Source organism: Staphylococcus coagulans (assembly GCF_022557135.1).
GTDB lineage: Bacteria > Bacillota > Bacilli > Staphylococcales > Staphylococcaceae > Staphylococcus > Staphylococcus coagulans.
The window spans coordinates 2,010,081-2,030,474 of record NZ_CP092966.1; the positions used below are offsets into that span (position 1 = coordinate 2,010,081).

Below are 20,394 nucleotides of genomic sequence, written 5' to 3' on the forward strand. Positions count from 1 at the left end.
TTCCTCGTATACACCATTTAAGTGTTATTCTTCACTTTTACCTTCTTTTTCAACTGTACCCTTTTCAAGTGCCTTCCATGCGAGTGTGGCACATTTAATTCGTGCTGGAAATTGAGAAACACCTTGTAATGCTTCGATATCTCCCATATCTTCAGTAATCTCATAATCTTCACCAAGCATCATTTTTGTGAATTCTTGGCTCATTTGCATTGCTTCTTTTAAACTATGCCCTTTAATCGCTTCAGTCATCATTGACGCACTCGACATTGAAATCGAACAACCTTCACCTTCGAATTTCGCATCTTTAATGATGCCATCGACGATATCAAATGTGAGACGAATACGGTCACCACATGTTGGGTTATTCATGTCCACTGTCATCGTACCATCCTCGATTACACCTTTATTACGAGGATTTTTATAATGATCCATAATAACTGAACGATATAATTGGTCTAGGTTATTAAAATTCATATGAGAAAAACTCCTTCGTTTGTTTCAATCCTTCGACAAGTTGATCCACATCTTCTTTTGTATTATAGATATAAAAACTTGCTCGCGCTGTTGATGATACATTGAGCCATTTCATTAACGGCTGTGCACAATGATGGCCTGCACGAACTGCAACACCTTCAGTATCTAGAGCAGTTGCCACATCGTGAGGATGAACATCCTTGAGATTGAAGGTGATAATGCCCGCACGATTGTCTTTAGCTGGGCCATAGATATCGATACCTTCGATTTGAGACATTTGTTCGTAAGCATATTGCGTCAGTACTTGCTCATGCGCATGAATAGCATCAAATCCAATAGATTCAATGTACTCAATAGCTGCTTGTAAACCAATCGCTTGTGCAATCAGAGGCGTTCCCGCTTCAAATTTTGTAGGTAAATCTGTCCATGTACTTTCATACAAACCAACAAAATCAATCATATCTCCACCGAACTCTGTCGGTTCCATTTCATTTAATAGTTCACGTTTACCATATAAAACGCCGATACCTGTAGGTCCAAGCATTTTGTGGCCACTAAAACTATAAAAATCAACGTTTAAATCTTGGACATCTACCTTCATATGCGGTACAGATTGTGCACCGTCCACTGAAATAATGGCACCATGTGCATGTGCTATTTCAGCAATTGCATTAATATCATTAATTGTACCTAAAACATTTGAAACATGCGCAATAGCCACAATTTTAGTTTGATCGGTGATGGTCTCTTTAACCGCTTCAATGGATAATGTGCCATCTTCTGACATCGGTATGAATTTGAGTTTCGCTCCTTTACGGTGTGCAAGCTGTTGCCAAGGCACTAAATTCGCATGATGTTCCATTTGGGTTACAACGATTTCATCACCTTGTCCCACATTTGCATCACCATAACTATGTGCAATCATGTTTATAGAAGCTGTTGTTCCACGTGTGAAAATAATTTCTTCAAAGTGTTTAGCATGTATAAAACGACGCACCGTTTCGCGTGCACCTTCATAACCATCTGTTGCAAGTGAGCCTAACGTATGCACACCACGATGAACATTAGAATTATATCGCTCGTAATAGTCACGTAATGTATCAATCACTTGCTTAGGCTTTTGACTTGTTGCTGTTGAATCCAAATATGCAAGACGTTTGCCATTGACTTTTTGGTCTAAAATGGGAAAGTCTTTGATAATTGCTTCTACATCTAATTTTGTATCGGCCACTACAATCACAGACCTTTCTAGAATTGTATTATTTGCCTATTTTTAATTCGATAACTTCTCGTAATTGACGCTGTACATCCTCAATAGGTAATTCACGTACCACTGGATCTAAGAATCCGTGAATGACAAGACGTTCTGCTTCACGTTGTGAAATACCACGACTCATTAAATAGTAAAGTTGCTCAGGGTCAACACGCCCAACAGATGCCGCGTGTCCTGCTTCTACATCGTCTTCATCAATAAGTAGAATAGGGTTCGCATCCCCACGTGCATGCTCAGATAACATTAACACACGTGATTCTTGGTTAGCAGCAGAACCTGAACCGCCATGTTTAATATGTCCAATGCCATTGAAAATGGATGAGGCATTTTCTTTCATTACACCATGTTTTAAGATGTAGCCATCGGTTTCTTTACCATATTGTACAATTCTTGATGTTAAGTTAATTGTTTGATCGCCACGTCCGACTACAACTGACTTCAGTTCAGAAGTTGAACGGTCACCAATTAAGTTTGTTGTGTTGTCGATGATTTGATCGCCTTCATTCATTAAACCTAAAGACCACTTAATTGTTGCATCTGCTTCTGTCACACCACGACGGATAATATGTCCAGTGAAACCTTTATCTAAGAAGTCTACAGAACCATATGAAATGTTAGAATTGGCACCTGCGATGACTTCAGAAACAATATTTAATTGATTTCCTTCTCCACTTGCAGTTGATAGATAATTCTCAACGTAAGTCACTTCGGCACTCTCTTCAGTCACTAAAAGAACGTGATTAAAGATGCTCGCATTTTCATCGTCATGAAGTACAACATATTGAATTGGATGTTCAACAACGACATTTTTAGGAACGTATACAAAAATTCCGCCATTCATTAAAGCAGTGTGCAAAGCAGTTAAGCGGTGTTCATCTACCGTAACAGCATCTTTCATAAAATACTTTTGAACTAATTCACTATGATTGATTAACGCTTCGCTTATATGCTCAATGATTACACCATCTTGAAGTGCTTTGTCATTAACTTTTGTATATGCAGATGTATTGTTATGTTGAATCACAAGATTTTCTGTGTTTTCAACGTTGATAATACGGTCAATTTCACTTGGTAATTCCTTTAAATCATGGAACACAGCACCTTGTGTTTCATGCTGTTTGAATGAATCAAAATCCCATTTATTTAATTTCGTTTTATCAGGTTTTGGCATTTCCAAAGATTCAGCTTGTCTAAACGCTTCTTTTCTTAACTCTGTCATCCAAGAAGGTTCGTTTTGAGATTGGGAATAATCAACAAGTTGTGCTTCAGAAATATTTAATGTTTCAGTAGTCATAATTATTTCCTCCTATGATGATTATTGATTTGAAATGGCTGTTTCGTATTCTTCTTTAACCCACTCGTAACCTTCTTCTTCAAGACGTTTCGCTAATTCAGAACCGCCAGATTTTACAACGATACCATTATACATAACGTGAACGTGATCCGGTGTAATGTAATTTAATAAACGTTGGTAGTGTGTAATGATTAACGCACCAAATTCATCGCCACGCATTTCGTTAATTCCTTTTGATACGACTTTCAAAGCGTCAATATCAAGACCTGAGTCAATCTCATCAAGAATAGCAAACTTAGGTTGTAACATCATTAATTGTAAAATCTCGTTACGTTTTTTCTCACCACCTGAGAATCCTTCGTTTAAGTAGCGTTGTGCCATATCTTTATCCATGTCTAAGAAATCCATTTGTTTATCAAGTTGCTTAATAAATTGCATTAAGTTAATTTCGTTACCTTCTTCGCGTTGTGCATTCATAGCTGAACGCATGAAGTCTGCATTTGAAACACCTGTGATTTCTGATGGGTATTGCATTGCTAAGAATAGACCCGCTTTAGCGCGTTCATCTACGCCTAATTCTAAAACATTGACCCCATCTAATAATACTTCACCTTTCGTCACTTCATATGACGGATGCCCCATAATTGCTGATGATAAAGTAGATTTCCCAGTACCATTTGGCCCCATGATCGCGTGAATTTCCCCAGTATTGATCGTTAAATTGACACCTTTTAATATCTCTTTATCTTCAATAGACACATGTAAGTCTTTAATTTCTAATGTTGATGGCATTAATATTCCCTCCAAAATAATGTTAGATTCCATAGTTTAGTTTATAATAATTTTAATGTAACGTCAAAAAGTTTTCTTTGGTCTCTAATTGCTAATTATAACGGAAATGATGGGAATTATAAACCGTTTCGGGTTATATTACAAGACATCTTAAGAAAGCAAACCAGAATCCTTTTTAGAAAAGTTATTGATAATCACATCCCTCCTGTTCTCATTCGTCATTTTTGACACATATTATAGATGACATAGGATTGAAATCAGTTATAATGTGGTATGATGTAACGATAAACTAAGGAAAGGAATAGAATCATGTCGAAATTTAAGATTTCAAATATACCTAGAGGTTTTGCGATGGGCATTAGTGATCTAATTCCCGGCGTAAGTGGCGGCACAATCGCATTACTCCTAGGCATTTACGATGATTTTATCGCTTCTGTAAGTGGTGTTTTTTCAAAGCATTTCAAAAAAAGTATCTTGTTTTTATTACCTATTATTATCGGAATGGCTTTGGCAATCGGCATTTTAAGTAGCGTTATCAATTATCTGTTAGCAACACACTTAGTACCGACGATGTTTTTCTTTTTTGGATTAATTTTAGGGATTATTCCATTTCTATTGCGTATTTCACATTACAAAAAAACATACAAAATCCAGCATTGGGTTATTATGGGAGTGGCTATTATAGCACTTGCATTGATGGCATTTTTTAAAGGTGATACTTCACATGCTGCACCTAGCTATATTGATTTGTCCCTGCCAATGCTCATTAAATATTTTATTGCTGGTGTATGTGCATCAAGTGCGATGTTATTACCAGGGGTTTCTGGATCATTTATATTATTATTATTCGGTGTATACAGTACTGTAACTTATTCCATTTCTGAAATTGTACGTTTCAATTTCGAAGCTTTACCTGTCATTTTAATGGTAGGTATGGGGATAGTTGTAGGGTTTCTAATCGCAAGTAAAGTGATTACGTATTTGTTAAAACATTACACTTATCTCACTTATGCAGCCATACTTGGTTTAGTGATCGGTTCACTATTTTCAGTCTTTCCTGGTTTGCCTAACCAGGGCCTTACATGGTTAGCATCGATAATCACGCTTCTCTTAGGATTTATAATCAGTTTTATTTTAGGTCGCTTTACTAATGAAGCCTAAATCATATAGAAAGGCGGGACAGAAATCGATTTGATTTCATTGTCCCGCCTTTTCATTGATTATTATAAAATTATTATTTATTTAAATAGGAAGAAACTCGGTACATTTTTGATTGATTCCACTTAGAAGAAGCTTCATTTTCTCCCTATCAATGACAATCTTTAAGTCTCTTATTAAAGAAGGTGAAATCTATTACTGAATCCGTATTATCGATTACGAGATGAAATTCTCAAACTGTCACCTTAATTATCAATGTTATTTTGCAGGAATCACTGCACCATCGTATTCTTTTTTAATGTAGTCTCTCACTTCAGCAGATTGTAAGGCTTTTAGAAACTCTTGATATTTCTTATCATTTTTATGGCCTTCTTTGACAGCTAAAATATTCGCAAATGGTGACGATTCATCCTCGACTGCGATAGAATCTTTAAGTGGTTTCAAACCATTGTCAATCGCATAGTTTGAATTCATAATAACCGCATCGCCTTCATTATTGTTATACGTTTTAGGTAAAAACTCTGCCCCTTGTTGGTTATCAAATTTCAAATGCTTTTTATTTTCAACAATATCATCCAATTTTGCATCTTCAATTTTAACGCCGTCTTTGATTTTAATTAATCCTGCTTTTACGAAGAATGATAAGAAACGTCCTTCTTCTGCTGGGTTATTAGAAATATAGATTTTCGCACCATCAGGTAAATCTTTTAAGCTTTTATGTTTTTTACTGTAGACGCCCATAGGAGTTGTTAAAACTTTGCCAACTTCTTCAATTTTGTAGCCGTGTGATTTTTTCTCTTCTTTTAAGTAAGGAACGTGTTGAAATAAGTTAGCATCGACATCGCCTTTATCTAATAACTTGTTCGGGATTTTGTAGTCATTGACTTCGCGAATTTGAACATCGTAACCTTTCTTTTTCATAATTTCGCCAGCTTTTTTAGCAATTTCACCGTGGGGTGTTGGTGTTGCTGCGACAACTATTTTTTTGTCATCTGCTTTACTCGTTTTATCTTGTCCACAGCCCGTTAATACAAGTGCGAATACTGCAATAGATGTAAGTAATAGCGTTAATTTTTTCATATGTATGCTCCTTTCAAATAACAACAGCTTGATTCTGAGTGCGAATAGGTATAAAAAATGCGTAGTACATTCACTTTCATACACTTATAGTCGATAATCGTTTGTACTACGCATTAAATTAAGTTCAAATCATTGATACATATCTCGCTAACACGCGTTCAAGTATTTGAAACACGTTTTCACAAAGATATTTATTTCGCTGGTTCAACTGCACCATCGTATTTCTTTTTAATAAAGTCTTTAATATCTTTAGATTGTAATACTTCCATTAAAGCTTTAATTTTCTTGTCGTCCTTATGCCCTTCTTTAACAGCAATTAAGTTTGCATATGGGTTATTATTTCCTTTTTCAACTGCAATAGAATCTTTTTGTGGATTTAATTTTTGCTCGATTGCAAAGTTTGAATTGATGATGACCGCATCACCTTCACCATTTTGATATGTTTTAGGTAAGAATTCTGCAGATTGTTTACTGTTGAATTTAATGTCTTTCTTATTTTCAGTAATATCATCAAATGTTGCGTCTTGGATTTTTACACCCTTTTTAATCTTAATTAAACCTTCATCAACGAAGAATTTTAAGAAACGACCTTGTTCAGCTGGGTTGTTAGAAACGAAAATTTCTGCTCCTTTTGGTAAATCTTTTAAGCTTTTATATTTTTTTGAATAAACCGCCATAGGTTCTAAATGAACATTACCAGCAGATTCGATTTTATAACCTTTGTCTTTTTTCTCAGTATCTAAATAAGGTGTGTGTTGGAAAAAGTTTGCATCTAATTCGCCAGCATCTAACAACTTGTTCGGTGTTGTATAATCGTTAATTGTTTTAATTTCCAAATCATAACCTTTATCTTTTAATAATGGCTTTGCTTCTTCTAAGATCTCAGCGTGTGGCGCAGGTGAAGCACCAACAACAATCTTTTTGTCTTCTTTTTTACTATCAGAACCATTTCCACATGCGGCTAAAGCAACTGCAACAACAAGAACAACAATAATCGATAAAAATCTTTTCATTAAAACAGTCTCCTCTTCACTATTATTAGCGTTTATCTATTTTATTCGTTATCCAATCCCCTAAGAATTGAATAATAAATACCAAAATTAATATTAAAATGGTTGAAACTAAAATAACGTCGTTTTGATTTCGCGTAAATCCAGTTAAGTATGCCAAGTTACCTAAACCACCAGCACCGATAACACCTGCCACTGCAGTAGATCCTACTAAAGCAATCGCCGTTACAGTAATACCTGAAATTAAGGCTGGTAGTGATTCTGGTATTAATACTTTTAATACGATTGTCCAAGTTGTCGCTCCCATTGATTTCGCCGCTTCAATAACGCCTTTATCAATCTCTTTAAGCGCAATTTCTACGAGTCGACCGTAGAAAGGAGATGCCCCAATGATTAAAGCAGGTAAAGCACCCGTTGGACCACTGATTGTACCTAATAGTAAACTTGTAAATGGAATTAACAATAAAATCAAAATGATAAATGGTATCGCTCTAAATAAATTCACAATGAAAGAAACAATACTATAAAATATACGTCCTGCTTTAGATTTACTTTTAGATGTTAAAAACAGAATCACACCTAAAATGAGCCCAAAAATAAATGAGAATGCTGTTGAGATGATTGTCATGTATAGCGTTTCATATGTCGCTACCCAAACATCCGGCCAACGTACATTCGGCATCGTTATCATCTCTTGAAGTATTTCGCTAAAACTCTTACCCATGACTGACCACCTCTACATCGATATTTTGTGACTCTAAGTCCGCTTGTACTTCATCAAAATTTGTTTTTGAGACATCTTGAATGTGAACGAGTAAATAGCCTATAGTTCCCGTTTTTGATTGTTTAATATTACCCTCTAAAATATTGGCTGAAAGATGATATTCTTGCGATAGATGAGACAATATCGGACGTGTTGTATTATCGCCAGAAAAAGTCAATTTAATCAAAACATCATCTTTTGCTAGAGGAAATGTCGCTACAAGCTCATCACTTTCATCACTCGGTTTCAAGTCTTCTTGAACAAAGCGGCGTGTCACTGCGTGCTGTGGATTTTCAAAAATATCAGAAACTTTACCTTGCTCAATGACACGACCATTTTCCATTACAGATACTTCATCACAAATCCGACGAATAACGTGCATCTCATGTGTAATAATAATAATCGTTAAATTCTTTTCCTTTTTAAGTTGTAAAAGCAAGTCTAATATTTCATCTGTCGTTTGAGGGTCAAGTGCACTTGTTGCTTCGTCACATAATAATACTTCTGGATCATTGGCAAGTGCGCGCGCAATGCCGACACGTTGTTTTTGACCACCTGATAATTCAGAAGGGTACGCATGCTCTCTCCCTTTTAAACCAACACGTTCAACGAGCTCTAATGCTATCTGCTTTGCTTCACTTTTTGCAACTCCTGAAATTTCTAGTGGGAAAATAATATTATCCATTACCGTTCTTGACCACAATAAATTAAAGTGTTGGAAAATCATACTGACTTTTTGTCGTTTTTTGCGTAAATCTGCTTTACTTAACTGTCCTATGTTATCCCCGCCGATAATCACATCGCCTGATGTAGGTGTTTCTAGATAATTAAATAATCGTATTAAAGTACTTTTACCAGCACCAGAAAATCCGATAATACCATAGATTGAACCCTTCTCTATCTTTAGGTCAACATGATCTACAGCTGTTACAGATTTTGATTTACTTTCGTACTTTTTAACGATGTTTTTAAGCTCAATCATACTGTTCCTCCTTGTGTTTCCCCTCTTATCTGCAAAATAAAAAATGCTTTCTCTTTTAAAAAATGAAAGAGAAAGCATTAACACAAATCGCTTTTCTCTCATCTTCAAAAGTAAAATTTTTACTTTATGTGAATTGGCACCATTTCTATATACTAGACGGTTGCCGGGCTTCATAGGGCACATCCCTCCACCACTCCGGATAAGAGTTTTCTGACTATTTAATTGATATTAATCTTATCATTGTAATCAACATGCGTCAATTACTTTTTTTATTTTTTCTAACAAGTACGGTACAGACTGAAAAGCATATAACCTTTCTACTTCTTGATCATAATGCATGATCATTAACACAGGCACAGACTGTATTTCATTTGCTTGGCTCCAATCTGGATGAAAATTTAAATCTATTTTCACAATAGGTAATTGTGTCATCTCATTTGCAATATCTAACATTCTTTCAGACATTTTACATGTCCCACACATCGGTGTATAACCAAATATGAGATGAACGTTTTCATCTTTATTTCTATATATATTGTTCAATTGCTCTGAAACACTCATGATATGAATACTTCCCTTTAACATAAAAATCTTTTTTTACTTTAAATCCAAAATGTTGTAATACATTAGAGAGGTAATCGCGTGGACAACGTGCCACTTCACTATAATTCGTATCGATGAAAATATCGATGCGCTCACTCAAATAAGTTGTAAACCATTTGCGGATTTTTCGACCTTCCGCATCTGAATCTACCAAAATGTAGACCTGTCTATCATACAAATATTCAATCATATTGTCTAATTTTTCAATTCCCATCGTTCCATGTGTACATATAATTTCGACAGGTTCTAACAACACCTCTTGAACACGTTTTTTATCAGATTTACCTTCTACAACAATAACCTTATTGATCATCGCCATGGTCTTCACCTTCTAAAAAATATTTGAGTACAAAAAACTCCTTGATAATCAGATTACCGAGGAGTCTTTATGCGGGCATTATTCACCAATCATTTGTTCATAATCAGCTGCACTTAATAATGCATCTAATTGGCTTTCATCGCTTAATTCAACTTTTACCATCCAAGCTTTTTCATAAGGTGATTCGTTAACCGCTTCAGGTTCGTCTTCTAAACCTTCATTCACTTCGATGACTTTTCCTGATACAGGAGAATACAATTCAGAAACAGTTTTAACTGATTCCACACTTCCGAAAGTTTCACCTTCAGTAAGTTCATCTTCTGCTTCTGGAAGCTCTACAAAGACAATATCACCTAATTCGCTTTGCGCAAAATCTGTAATTCCAATTGTCGCTGTTTGACCTTCAACTTTTACCCATTCGTGTTCTTTAGAATATTTTAATTCGCTTGGCACTGCCACGTTAATCCCCTCCTATAATGTTTACAATTACAATTTTATCATGACATATTGGAACGGTTCTATCAACTATTTTATGATAGCCAAGTATTGCGATAGACCTCTTCATTAAAGCCGACTGTCACTTTATCACCTAAGATTGCTAATGGTCGCTTTACTAACATGCCATCAGAAGCAAGTAAACTTATTTTTTCGTCTTCATTCATATTTTCTAGTTTGTCTTTAAGATTTAACGCTCTGTATTTTGCGCCATGTGTATTAAAGAACTTTTTAATATCCAAGCCTGATTTTTCTATAATTTGACGAAACTCTTTTTCTGTCGGTGTGTGCTGTACAATATCGATAGGCTCATAGCTCACCCCATGATCAGATAAAAATTTCGCTGCTTTTTTACATGTTGTACAATTTGGATAATGATAAAATTTGATCATGCCTTTGACCTCCTTATTCCAATTAATTTTAATATATCAAATTATTAATTAAAATGCTTGTTTTTTTCAAAAAAATCATTGCCATATTGTTTTATATTGAATATATAGATGGGCGGAATATCGAATGGTTTCACAAGACGCCATCTGCTTCCATTGCTTTATGCTCTATATCAAAAATGTTAAATATTAGGAGATGCACGACCTTAGCCTTTGTTTATCAATGAATCACATAGATGACTTCATCTATGAAATCCGTTATAATGTCGTTACGTAATAGATATAAAGGAGATGTTTTAGATGCAACGCATTACTAACATGGAATCATTCAATCAAATCATCCAAAGCGAACAACCTGTTATTATTAAATTTGAAGCTGGTTGGTGTCCAGACTGTAAAGCGATGGATATGTGGATTGATCCAATTATTGAAAAATACAATCAATATGATTGGTATTCTGTTGATCGTGATGAGCTTGATCAAGCAGTGGAAGAATACGAGGTTATGGGTATTCCAAGTATTTTAATCTTTAAAGATGGCCAAAAATTACACCACTTACACTCTGCTAATGCAAAATCACCTGAACAAGTTGAAAACTATTTAGCTGAAAGCTTAGGCTAATCATTTGAGGGGCTAGGACGAGATGATGTCCTAGCCCCTCTATTTATCTATGCACACAAATATGTTATCCCTTATCTACTTAGAGTTGCGTTTAATAGAACGCTTTCGGTGATCCAATCCAAACAACGTTTTGGACTAAATATACTCTGTTAATATTCCTCTATTTTTGCGTTCTACTTTTGGAAAATCTGCCTCATCTTTTAAATCTGTTAAATAAATAAATCCAACAAGTTTTTCATCTGGTGCCACGCCAAAGATGGTTCTGATTTTGGGTTTAAAAATATAATCCGGTGTTTTCCAACATGTTCCGATGCCTTTTTCATACAATAACAACAATAGATTTTGTGCGAAAGCGCCAATAGCTAAATAGTTCTCATTTTCTTCTCTCTGTCTCGCATCACATGTCATAATGAGCGCTAAAAATCCTCCCAAATTTGTAACGGCCTCATAATGACTTTCTTGCTTCTCTTTATCTTTTGGGAATGCATATCTTGATATTTCTCGGCTCATTTCGCCTAATTTATTTTTAGGCACGTAGACAACGCGCCACGGTTCGCGCATACCATGATTAGGTGCGTCAGCCGCTTCTAATATTGCTTCTTTCAACGCAGATTCATCAATATACATATCCCTTTTGAACTTCTTAATACTTCTTCTTGAACTAATTGCTTCACGAAGCTCCATCTCTATCTACCCCTTAAAATGATAATCATTATCAATTATAAACGAGAGTCTTTTAACTTTCAAATAAACTGTGCAATGGAAGTACTTCTGCTAATTGTTTAACATGAAGTTGGCCGGGAGCTACCCCTTCTTCCAATGCACCGTATGAAAGTGCCCCACCAAAAGTGTTTTGGGCAGTTCGTGAAATCAAACCTAATTGCGACATTGAAATCCCTGTTACCCACTGTTGTAAGGCGTCGCTCGATTCAGAAAGGGCTTGTAATAGCACTAACACATCTTGTGTCGTTCTCGGCATAACTGCAATTTTTAAATGATTGGCTCCTAGTTGAGACATGTGATAGTAGGTTTTTTTCAACACTTCTATCGGCGGTGTTTCTTCAAAATTATGGTAAGAGGCAATCGAAACCATTCCAGCTTGATGAATTTGTGATACAATCTCCCCTCGCGCTTGTTGATCATGCGCCCATTCAACATCAATTAAATCAATTTCTTTTAATTGTGTTAATCCGCGCAACAGCTTAAAGTAGTCTTCCTTTTCGTAATGCCCTTCTCCACCTTGACTTTGTGTACGATAAGTCACTAAGATTTCGAACGGCTTAGTTGGATAGTTTTCTAAAATTTGGTCGATAAGTTGTTCTACAACAATGGTGCGACATTCTGCTAAGGCGTCAATTCGCAATTCAAGAATGTCAAAAAAAGCAGCATTTTGTTGAATCAATGCGCGTTGTTCATCCGATAACTGCTTTTGACGTGGCATAAAACTTGCTACAATTTGTGTTTTCAATGATGATTCACCTTTTCTCATTTATGGATTGACAATATTTACAGCTTGACCTGTCGTAATAAATGATAAAACATCTTCTAGTGGGATATCCACTAAATTTTTAACAGCTTCATCCGTATAGAATGCAACATGTGGAGAAACCAACACATTTTCGTGTTCTAACAACATTTGTAATACTGGATCATCTAATTTTTTATTTCCCCAATCATGTCTAAAATATGCCCCTTCATTCTCATAGGTATCGATTGCCGCACTTGCAACAATCCCTTCGTCTAAACTTTTAAGGAGTGCTTGTGTATCCAACACGCTACCACGGGCAGCATTAATGATAATAAGGCCTGGTTGTGCTTGACGTAGTACTGCCTCATTAATCAAATAATGGTTTTCTTTTGAACCAGGAATATGTAATGTTAATACATCTACTTTTGAAACGAGTTCTTCCAAGCTATCCACATATGTCACAACATCCCTCAAATCATCATCAGGAAGTAAGTCATAAGCTAAAACCTCTGATCCAAAACCACTAAAAATTTTAGCAGCGCGGCGACCAATACGCCCGGTACCTAAGACCCCAATTTTTAGCGATTCAATGGTACGCCCCTGTAGATTTAAATTCCAAGTAAAGTCTTGTGCCACAATATTTTTATCAATTTGTGGTGTGTGACGTACTAATTCTAATGTACGTGTAACCGCAAATTCAGCAATGGATTGAGGAGAATAACTTGGCACATTGGAAATTTTAACGCCATATTGGTTGGCAACTTCTAAATCAAATTGATCATAACCCGCTGAACGCTGTGCGATATGATGAATCCCTTTATCTACTAATCGCTCATAGTAAGCACTATCAAATGATGTCGTTTGTGAAATTGTCACCCCATCGACATCATCTAATGTTTCAAGTTGTTGTTCATTTAAAGGAGACGCTGTTAATTCTACTTCAACTGTCCCTTTATGCACTTCAATCCATTGTTGAAGCGCTGGTAACTCATCTTCTCTAACATCAAATACTTTAATTTTTGTCATATTAATCCCTCCCGAAGTTGTCAGTCATTTCTGAATATACTCACTATAGCGTATCACTGCCTTTTTGAAAAGATGTGATGATTAAAAAACAAGTAAATGGGTAAAGATTGAAAGATACGTATTTAAGGGAGGAATCATTGATGTCAACAATTTATGAAACAACTGCAACCAATACAGGTGGTCGTAAAGGTCACGTACAAACAGACGATAAAAAATTGGAATTTGACCTAGCACCTCCTGATAACGCTAAAGAAAATGAAACAAACCCTGAACAACTTTTCGCAACAGGTTACGCTTCATGTTTCAACGGTGCTTTTGATTTAATCTTAAAACGAAACGGTTTTCGTAAAGCAGAACCCGTTGTCGATTTAACAGTTAAACTTCAAGAAGATCCTGACAGTGAAAGTCCTAAATTAGCCGTTGATATACGTGCTAAAGTTAAAAACATCTCACAAGAAGATGCTGAAAAATCACTAGAAGAAGCACATGCCTTTTGCCCTTATTCAAAAGCGACAAAAGGCAACATTGATGTAACACTTAATGTAGAAGTTGTTGAATAAATAAATCTAAATAAAAAAGCGATGGAACAACGGATTTGATTTTCGTGTTTCATCGCTTTTTATATTTCTAATTCATAGGCTAGATACTTTTGATCGTATGTCTTCATTTTAATCATAGCTTTGAACCTTATTTGCACTACCTTCTATCGCTAATCCCTCTTTGATTTTAAATCTTTTCACTATCAGTTGAGTCATCTCACCATAAGCCAAAAATTTAATTCTATTACATTTTAACGAGACAAAGCAATAAAATCATGTCCATTTATATATTAAATATATAAAATCTATAAAACCTAAAATAACATTGAAATTTTAAATGTTATTTACTATGATTGTAATTGAAGAAATTTTTTAAACAAGAAGCGGGAGGTTGCCTATGATTAAAATATTAACCGATAATGATGCCAGCCAATTTAAACAACTCATGACTGAAGCTTACCAGAATGATCCACTCACTTTTTTACACGAATTCAATACTCCTCCTGAAATTACAGATGAAGAAATCCACAATCTTCTCAACACTGAAAATCAAAATACAAATCTCGTTTTCGGTGCTTTTCAAGATGAAACGCTCGTTGGATTTTTACAACTTTACCATAGCCAGCACATCACTAAAAAACACAAAGCCTTTATCCAAAGTTTATATGTCACACCTCAATATCGCGATGAATCGTTAGCCCATCAATTAATCGATGCCTTTATTCAATATGCCAAAAATCACGGCATAGAAAATATTATGGTATCTGTTGCATCAAATAATATTACAGCTAAAGTATTCTTTGACAAAATTGGTTTCGAATTTTTAGGCTTAGAAGAAAAAGCCAGAAAAATCAACAACCATTATATCGAGGAACATTGGCTAATTTACTATACGTGTTAACACATAATCATCTTTTACTCCCTTTCAATCACAATTTATACGTTTTTCCTCAATACACATCATGACTACATTTACAAAGCCAAACTTGAATCATTCATCTCAAAAGCATTATACGAAATCATTATCGATAGTGCGCCATGAAAATAGAAAAAGCATGAATGAGACAGAAATTCTTTTATTTTCATACTCTCATTCATGCTTCTTTTAGTTATTCGTTTGTAGCTACGGTTAAACCAGGATGATTTGTCACTTTATGCTGTTTTAAAATATTATAATAAATGTGTTTAATTTTAGCTTCATTTACATTAGGTTTAGGGTTCTCATAATTTGTTGCTAAAACGACGATATAATGGTCATTAAAATATGTCGTAAAGGTTTGACCATAAAAAATACCATTAATTCGGTTATGGTCAGGATAAGTGTAAAAACCGTAACGATATTTTTCAGGATATCGTGTTGTCATTAACTCATGAAGATAGGGCTTTGTATCTTTTGATGGGAAAACTTTATTCATTTGAAGTTTTCTAACGAGCACCCCCATGTCATGTACTGACATATATAAATTACCTGCTCCATAATATTGATTCAAAAACATAGGCGGTTTAAATACTGGCGCATTTTTATTTAATTGATAGCCTTTCGCCATATCTTCTTTATAACGTGCATCATTGTAAAATGCGCTATGTTTAAGTTGGAAAGGATTGCCAAAATATTTATAGTAATTTTCTGCATAAGTATGATGCGTCACTTCTTCAATCACTTTTGCGAGTACGAGGTAGTTTGCATCATTATAGAAGTGTTTGTGATAATGCTTCGGATCCACGCCTCTTTTTTGAATTGAATCGACAGCCTCGTCTAAATTTAGAATATCTTTAGAACCTTTGTACTTGTATAGACCACTACGATGTAACATCAAGTCTTTCAACGTAATTTTCGGTGTCGTTTCAAAATGAGATAAATATCGATCCACGTCATCATTAATATTAATTTTGTCATCTAATTCTAGTTTTTTAACCATCATTCCTGTTAAAAACTTTTGAGCTGAACCAATCAAGTAAAGAGTATTTGGATTATTCGGTTTCCCGTTCTCTAAATCTTGAAATCCATAGCCTTTGTTCATCTTTAACTTACCATTTTCAAAAACAGCGATAGAACCGTTAAATTGCACATTTTTTAAATACTGGTCAATTTGGTTATAATTCAGATTCTTTTGATCAAGTACCGTTTTTAAGCGGGGAATATAATCCGTATTCTCAACGCTATTTTTCTTTTTCTCTTGCTGACTCGCTTGAAAATTTGTCAGTTCTTGTTCATGCTGCTTTTTAAAATAACGGTATAAACTCAAACTGCCTATTAATATGACTAATGCAACAAAACAAACGAATACGTTCACTAATAATGATTTATTTTTTTTATTCACTCTCGTTTTACTCCTCTTATAATCATTAGACAAGTTCCAGATTTAAACAGCATCGATTGCAGTCATGATAAGTCTGTCTCAATCTAAAACTTGGTATTCGGTCACTGTTCAATAAGAGAAAGTGAATATCTCCCCATCATTGAGCTAGGACTGGACAATATAGAGTTTACCATGAACATAATACTTTGCAAAAATATTTAATAATTTTATTGTCCACTATGATTATTTTACACATTTAAAGCTTTATAAATCCGAAGTATTCATGCTTAAAACACGATAAATTTTAAGGAAGCGCATCGAGTGAATAAACCTAACTTTATATACATTATTATTTCAAAGTATATGCAATAGCATTTTTATCTATTTAAAATAAAAAGGCTGAGACAATTTTTTTCTGCCTCAGCCTTAACCATTTAGTTTCTTGGTTCACCGTGTACAAGGATGCTACTTAATAAGTCAAACACTTTTTTGATAAAACCAAAAATGCCAGCCATTGTTTTCATCTCCTTTTTCTTTAATTACATTTTTATTGTAATGCTTATTTCTAAAAATTTGTTACTTTTTGCGTAAATGGTTTATTTCTATTCCTAAGTGTAATATGTTTTTCTTTATGTTTAATCGTTTAATATTATTTTTATAATAAATTGACTTTATTTTAAAAAATACAACACCATTGTTTAAAATCAGTGCATTGATCATTCTTTTCAAATTTAAGTATGAAGACTTTAACTTCTATTTCAGTTTTTACAATCTTTAATATTTAATATTCATAGTAATTTGATAAGTATAGTTGACTTTTTAAAAGACACCCGCTAAAATACAAAATATATTATTTTCAGAAAATTCATATAAAACTTATCTAGAGAAGCGGAGGGACTGGCCCTATGAAGTTTCGGCAACAGGCTATATGGTACTGTGCCAATTCCAGTAACTGATGCGCATCTTCGTATCGGTTAGAAGATAAGATTACATGGCAATACTTCTTATCTTTAAAGTAAAGAAGTATTGCTTTTTAATTTTTAGGGGGTCTATTTATGTCAAAGAAACAAATACATTTAAACGGTTTTGTCCAACAGTCTCCATCACCGCATTCCATAGGTTTATGGAAACACGAAAAAGATAAAGGGCATCTTCATGGAGATATCGAATATTGGACGCATCTTGCGCAAACACTCGAAAAAGGAAAGTTTGATGCCCTTTTTATGGCTGACGTTTTAGGGACTTATAGTGCCTATGAAAATTCTCATAGGGCTGCCACAAAATATGCAGTTCAATTTCCTGCTTACGATCCGATTGCAGCGATTTCAGCAATGGCAGCAGTTACGAAGCACCTCGGTTTTGCACCTACCGTATCAACAACATATGCAAAGCCTTATCAATTAGCGCGACAACTCTCTACACTAGATCACTTATCTAAAGGACGAATCGGATGGAATGTCGTTACCTCTTATTTAGAAAGTGAGGCTGTCAACTTAGGTCTCACAGAGCGATTACCAAAAGAAACACGCTATGACCGAGCGGATGAATTTTTAGAAGTCACTTACAAATTATGGGAAAAGAGTTGGGATGACCATGCTATCGTCAGAGATATTGACAGCGATACATATACAGATCCTGATAAAGTCAACTTAATTCATCATAAAGGCAAGTTTTTCAATGTTCCAGGTCCTCACCTTGTTGATCCTTCACCACAACGAACACCTGTTATTTTTCAGGCAGGCGCTTCTTCACGAGGGCGTGATTTTGCAGCGAAACATGCAGAAGCTGTCTTTACGACACAACACTCTTTAGATGCTTGTAAAGCTTATGTCGAGGATGTAAGAGCACGCGCAGAAAAATTCGGGCGTGATAAAAACTCATTGTTATTTTTACCGCTTATTATGCCAATTATTGGAGAAACTGAAGAAGCAGCTGAAGAAAAACATCAAGCATTAGTTGAATTGGTCAGTTATGAAGGAACCGCTGCTTTATTGAGTGGACATACCGGTATTGATTTCTCTCAATACGATCCAGATCAATATCTAGAAAGCATTGAAACTGGTGCAATTCAGCATGCTATGGATATGTATACTAAAGACCCAAATCGCAAATGGACGTTGCGAGAAGCGATTAAATTTCATGGCTTAGGGACAGGTCCAGTCCGCTTCGTAGGCACACCTGAAAAGATTGCAGATCAACTGGAAGAGTGGATTCGTGTTGCTGATGTAGACGGATTTAATGTTGCACAAGCCTATTCTCCGGGCACACTTGAAGCGTTTGTTGAAAAAGTGGTTCCAGTCCTTCAAGAAAGAGGCATTTATCGACAAGATTATGAAGGAGAGACACTTCGAGAAAACCTATTTGGTCAAGGTGCAAAATACATTCGTGAAGATCATCCAGCACGTCAACTTTCAAATTAAAAAACTACTGTAATTTTATTTTATAAAGGGAGGGATTATATGAAAATTTCGGTCTCAAAGCTTGGATTTCCACCTTCATTGTTATGGGGCTACGTAGGTGTTTTAATATTTATGATGGGAGAAGGTTTAGAAGCCGCATGGATTAGTCCCTATCTTATTGACCATGGATTGACACTACAACAAGCTGCCTATGTCACTACCTGCTACGGTGTGACCATAGCCATTGCATCATGGTTTTCTGGTGTGTTAGTTGAAATGTTTGGACCACGAAAAGTGATGCTGACAGGTACAGTTATCTATATTATTGGACAAATATTATTTATTAGTTGGGCTTTACCTTCTGAACACTATTTTTTGATGATTATTACCTATAGTGTACGTGGATTTGGCTATCCTTTATTTGCATATGCTTTTCTCGTATGGATCACATATCGCTCACCTCAACACAAATTAGGAACCGCAGTCGGTTGGTTTTGGTTTGTATTTGTAGCAGGAATGTATGTTTTTGGTGCGTATTATTCATCTATTGCTATTAAAGTATTAGGGTATATTGGAACGTTATGGACTGCTTTAATTTGGGTCATTGTGGGTGCCTTGGGTTCTGTTGCAAAGTTGATTTGATAGTATAATTTAAACAAAAAGGAGTCTTCTGTATGAACTATTTCAGATATAAACAATTCGATAAAGATGTCATCACTGTAGCCGTTGGCTATTACCTAAGATACTCATTGAGTTATCGTGATATATCTGAAATATTAAGAGAACGTGGTGTCAATGTTCATCATTCAACAGTCTATCGTTGGGTTCAAGAATATGCACCGATTTTGTATCAGATTTGGAAGAAAAAGCATAAAAAAGCTTATTATAAATGGCGTGCCGATGAGACATATATCAAAATTAAGGGCAAATGGTGCTATTTATATCGTGCGATTGATGCAGACGGCCATACATTAGATATTTGGTTGCGTAAGCAACGAGATAATCATGCGGCATATGCGTTTATTAAGCGTCTTATCAAGCAATTTGGCAAACCCCAAATGATAATTACAGATCAAGCACCGTCAACGAAGGTCGCAATGTCTAAACTAATCAAAGATTTTAAGCTTAACCCGAACTGTCATTGTACCTCTAAATATTTAAATAATCTCATTGAACAAGATCATTGTCATATCAAAGTAAGGAAAATAAGTTATCAAACTATCAATACGGCAAAGAATACGATCAAAGGCATTGAATGTATTTACGGACTATATAAAAAGAACCGCAGATCTCTTCAAATCTACGGGTTTTCGCCATGCCGTGAAATTAGCATCATGCCAGCAAGTTAATACGAAGTATTATTTTAAACATGAGTCTAGAGATTTATTTTTTAGCTTTGCAACAGAACC

General features: G+C 35.1%; 23 protein-coding genes and 2 riboswitches. Of the genes, 7 read left to right on the top strand and 16 right to left on the bottom strand.

What is annotated here, in order from left to right:
- Positions 1 to 24: 24 nt before the first annotated feature.
- From sufU to sufC, 4 genes are read right to left on the bottom strand one after another with little or no spacing between them, the layout of a single operon-like run.
- The gene (gene sufU, locus KM149_RS09540) at positions 25 to 474 is read right to left on the bottom strand and encodes a Fe-S cluster assembly sulfur transfer protein SufU (RefSeq protein WP_050331554.1); all 450 of its coding nucleotides are present in this window, start codon (positions 472 to 474) and stop codon (positions 25 to 27) included.
- Complete coding sequence (locus tag KM149_RS09545) at positions 464 to 1,705, bottom strand: cysteine desulfurase (protein ID WP_060830243.1); 1,242 nt, start codon at positions 1,703 to 1,705, stop codon at positions 464 to 466. Before KM149_RS09545 ends, sufU begins: the two co-directional genes overlap by 11 nt.
- A gap of 28 nt (positions 1,706 to 1,733) precedes the next feature.
- Positions 1,734 to 3,041: a Fe-S cluster assembly protein SufD gene (gene sufD / locus KM149_RS09550; protein ID WP_241415325.1), complete on the bottom strand. Its 1,308-nt coding sequence runs from the start codon at positions 3,039 to 3,041 to the stop codon at positions 1,734 to 1,736.
- 21 nt (positions 3,042 to 3,062) lie between these two features.
- Positions 3,063 to 3,833, bottom strand: coding sequence for a Fe-S cluster assembly ATPase SufC (gene sufC / locus KM149_RS09555; protein ID WP_241415326.1), 771 nt, complete (start codon positions 3,831 to 3,833; stop codon positions 3,063 to 3,065).
- Positions 3,834 to 4,142: 309 nt separating this feature from the next.
- On the opposite strand from sufC, the gene popT reads away from it, so the two are divergent.
- Positions 4,143 to 4,994, top strand: a complete 852-nt coding sequence (gene popT / locus KM149_RS09560) for a polyprenyl-phosphate transporter PopT (protein ID WP_165545023.1) — start codon at positions 4,143 to 4,145, stop codon at positions 4,992 to 4,994.
- Positions 4,995 to 5,249: 255 nt separating this feature from the next.
- Here popT and KM149_RS09565 read toward each other — a convergent pair whose 3' ends face one another.
- The 8 genes from KM149_RS09565 to KM149_RS09600 all read right to left on the bottom strand — a co-directional run bounded on the left by KM149_RS09565 (position 5,250) and on the right by KM149_RS09600 (position 10,635).
- Positions 5,250 to 6,071: a MetQ/NlpA family ABC transporter substrate-binding protein gene (locus KM149_RS09565; RefSeq protein ID WP_016424576.1), complete on the bottom strand. Its 822-nt coding sequence runs from the start codon at positions 6,069 to 6,071 to the stop codon at positions 5,250 to 5,252.
- 191 nt (positions 6,072 to 6,262) lie between these two features.
- The gene (locus KM149_RS09570; protein ID WP_016424575.1) at positions 6,263 to 7,084 is read right to left on the bottom strand and encodes a MetQ/NlpA family ABC transporter substrate-binding protein; all 822 of its coding nucleotides are present in this window, start codon (positions 7,082 to 7,084) and stop codon (positions 6,263 to 6,265) included.
- A 25-nt stretch (positions 7,085 to 7,109) separates the two neighbouring features.
- Complete coding sequence (locus KM149_RS09575) at positions 7,110 to 7,805, bottom strand: methionine ABC transporter permease (protein WP_050331560.1); 696 nt, start codon at positions 7,803 to 7,805, stop codon at positions 7,110 to 7,112.
- On the bottom strand, positions 7,798 to 8,826 hold the full coding sequence (locus KM149_RS09580) for a methionine ABC transporter ATP-binding protein (RefSeq protein ID WP_241415327.1): 1,029 nt from the start codon (positions 8,824 to 8,826) through the stop codon (positions 7,798 to 7,800). The genes KM149_RS09575 and KM149_RS09580 overlap by 8 nt, the downstream gene beginning before the upstream one ends.
- A 95-nt stretch (positions 8,827 to 8,921) precedes the next feature.
- Positions 8,922 to 9,032, bottom strand: a riboswitch (SAM riboswitch).
- A gap of 40 nt (positions 9,033 to 9,072) precedes the next feature.
- Positions 9,073 to 9,387 (bottom strand): thioredoxin family protein, encoded by a 315-nt coding sequence (locus KM149_RS09585; RefSeq protein ID WP_241415328.1) that lies wholly within the window; start codon positions 9,385 to 9,387, stop codon positions 9,073 to 9,075.
- Positions 9,353 to 9,748 carry a toprim domain-containing protein gene (locus KM149_RS09590; protein WP_050345916.1) on the bottom strand — a complete coding sequence of 132 codons (396 nt, stop codon included), beginning with the start codon at positions 9,746 to 9,748 and terminating at the stop codon, positions 9,353 to 9,355. Before KM149_RS09590 ends, KM149_RS09585 begins: the two co-directional genes overlap by 35 nt.
- 78 nt (positions 9,749 to 9,826) lie before the next feature.
- Positions 9,827 to 10,207, bottom strand: a complete 381-nt coding sequence (gene gcvH / locus KM149_RS09595; RefSeq protein ID WP_050345917.1) for a glycine cleavage system protein GcvH — start codon at positions 10,205 to 10,207, stop codon at positions 9,827 to 9,829.
- Positions 10,208 to 10,278: 71 nt separating this feature from the next.
- Positions 10,279 to 10,635: an arsenate reductase family protein gene (locus KM149_RS09600; RefSeq protein WP_050345918.1), complete on the bottom strand. Its 357-nt coding sequence runs from the start codon at positions 10,633 to 10,635 to the stop codon at positions 10,279 to 10,281.
- Positions 10,636 to 10,932: 297 nt separating this feature from the next.
- Here KM149_RS09600 and KM149_RS09605 point away from each other — a divergent pair, with 297 nt between their 5' ends.
- Positions 10,933 to 11,253: a thioredoxin family protein gene (locus tag KM149_RS09605; RefSeq protein WP_103356657.1), complete on the top strand. Its 321-nt coding sequence runs from the start codon at positions 10,933 to 10,935 to the stop codon at positions 11,251 to 11,253.
- 135 nt (positions 11,254 to 11,388) lie between these two features.
- Here the strand turns inward: KM149_RS09605 and KM149_RS09610 are convergent, their stop codons facing one another.
- Genes KM149_RS09610 through KM149_RS09620 form a run of 3 tightly spaced genes read right to left on the bottom strand, consistent with a single transcriptional unit; the run spans position 11,389 to position 13,747 of the window.
- A complete protein-coding gene (locus KM149_RS09610; protein ID WP_103356656.1) occupies positions 11,389 to 11,937 on the bottom strand; it encodes a nitroreductase family protein in 549 nt (182 codons plus the stop codon).
- Between the two features lie 52 nt (positions 11,938 to 11,989).
- Entirely contained in the window at positions 11,990 to 12,721 is a 732-nt protein-coding gene (gene aroD / locus KM149_RS09615; protein ID WP_060830248.1) for a type I 3-dehydroquinate dehydratase, read from the bottom strand.
- A gap of 21 nt (positions 12,722 to 12,742) precedes the next feature.
- Positions 12,743 to 13,747 carry a D-2-hydroxyacid dehydrogenase gene (locus tag KM149_RS09620; RefSeq protein ID WP_060830249.1) on the bottom strand — a complete coding sequence of 335 codons (1,005 nt, stop codon included), beginning with the start codon at positions 13,745 to 13,747 and terminating at the stop codon, positions 12,743 to 12,745.
- A gap of 140 nt (positions 13,748 to 13,887) precedes the next feature.
- Here KM149_RS09620 and KM149_RS09625 point away from each other — a divergent pair, with 140 nt between their 5' ends.
- Together KM149_RS09625 and KM149_RS09630 are read left to right on the top strand one after the other, a co-directional pair.
- Entirely contained in the window at positions 13,888 to 14,307 is a 420-nt protein-coding gene (locus KM149_RS09625) for an organic hydroperoxide resistance protein (protein ID WP_165545028.1), read from the top strand.
- A gap of 376 nt (positions 14,308 to 14,683) precedes the next feature.
- Positions 14,684 to 15,187 carry a GNAT family N-acetyltransferase gene (locus tag KM149_RS09630; RefSeq protein WP_241415329.1) on the top strand — a complete coding sequence of 168 codons (504 nt, stop codon included), beginning with the start codon at positions 14,684 to 14,686 and terminating at the stop codon, positions 15,185 to 15,187.
- 208 nt (positions 15,188 to 15,395) lie between these two features.
- Here the strand turns inward: KM149_RS09630 and KM149_RS09635 are convergent, their stop codons facing one another.
- On the bottom strand, positions 15,396 to 16,607 hold the full coding sequence (locus KM149_RS09635) for a serine hydrolase domain-containing protein (protein ID WP_103356653.1): 1,212 nt from the start codon (positions 16,605 to 16,607) through the stop codon (positions 15,396 to 15,398).
- Between the two features lie 852 nt (positions 16,608 to 17,459).
- A riboswitch (SAM riboswitch) is annotated at positions 17,460 to 17,574 on the top strand.
- Positions 17,575 to 17,641: 67 nt separating this feature from the next.
- Here KM149_RS09635 and KM149_RS09640 point away from each other — a divergent pair.
- The 3 genes from KM149_RS09640 to KM149_RS09650 are packed head-to-tail and all read left to right on the top strand — an operon-like array spanning position 17,642 to position 20,334.
- Positions 17,642 to 19,006 (top strand): LLM class flavin-dependent oxidoreductase, encoded by a 1,365-nt coding sequence (locus tag KM149_RS09640; protein ID WP_060830252.1) that lies wholly within the window; start codon positions 17,642 to 17,644, stop codon positions 19,004 to 19,006.
- A gap of 39 nt (positions 19,007 to 19,045) precedes the next feature.
- Complete coding sequence (locus tag KM149_RS09645; RefSeq protein ID WP_342592898.1) at positions 19,046 to 19,627, top strand: MFS transporter; 582 nt, start codon at positions 19,046 to 19,048, stop codon at positions 19,625 to 19,627.
- Between the two features lie 32 nt (positions 19,628 to 19,659).
- Positions 19,660 to 20,334, top strand: coding sequence for an IS6 family transposase (locus KM149_RS09650; RefSeq protein ID WP_241415330.1), 675 nt, complete (start codon positions 19,660 to 19,662; stop codon positions 20,332 to 20,334).
- Positions 20,335 to 20,394 lie beyond the last annotated feature (60 nt).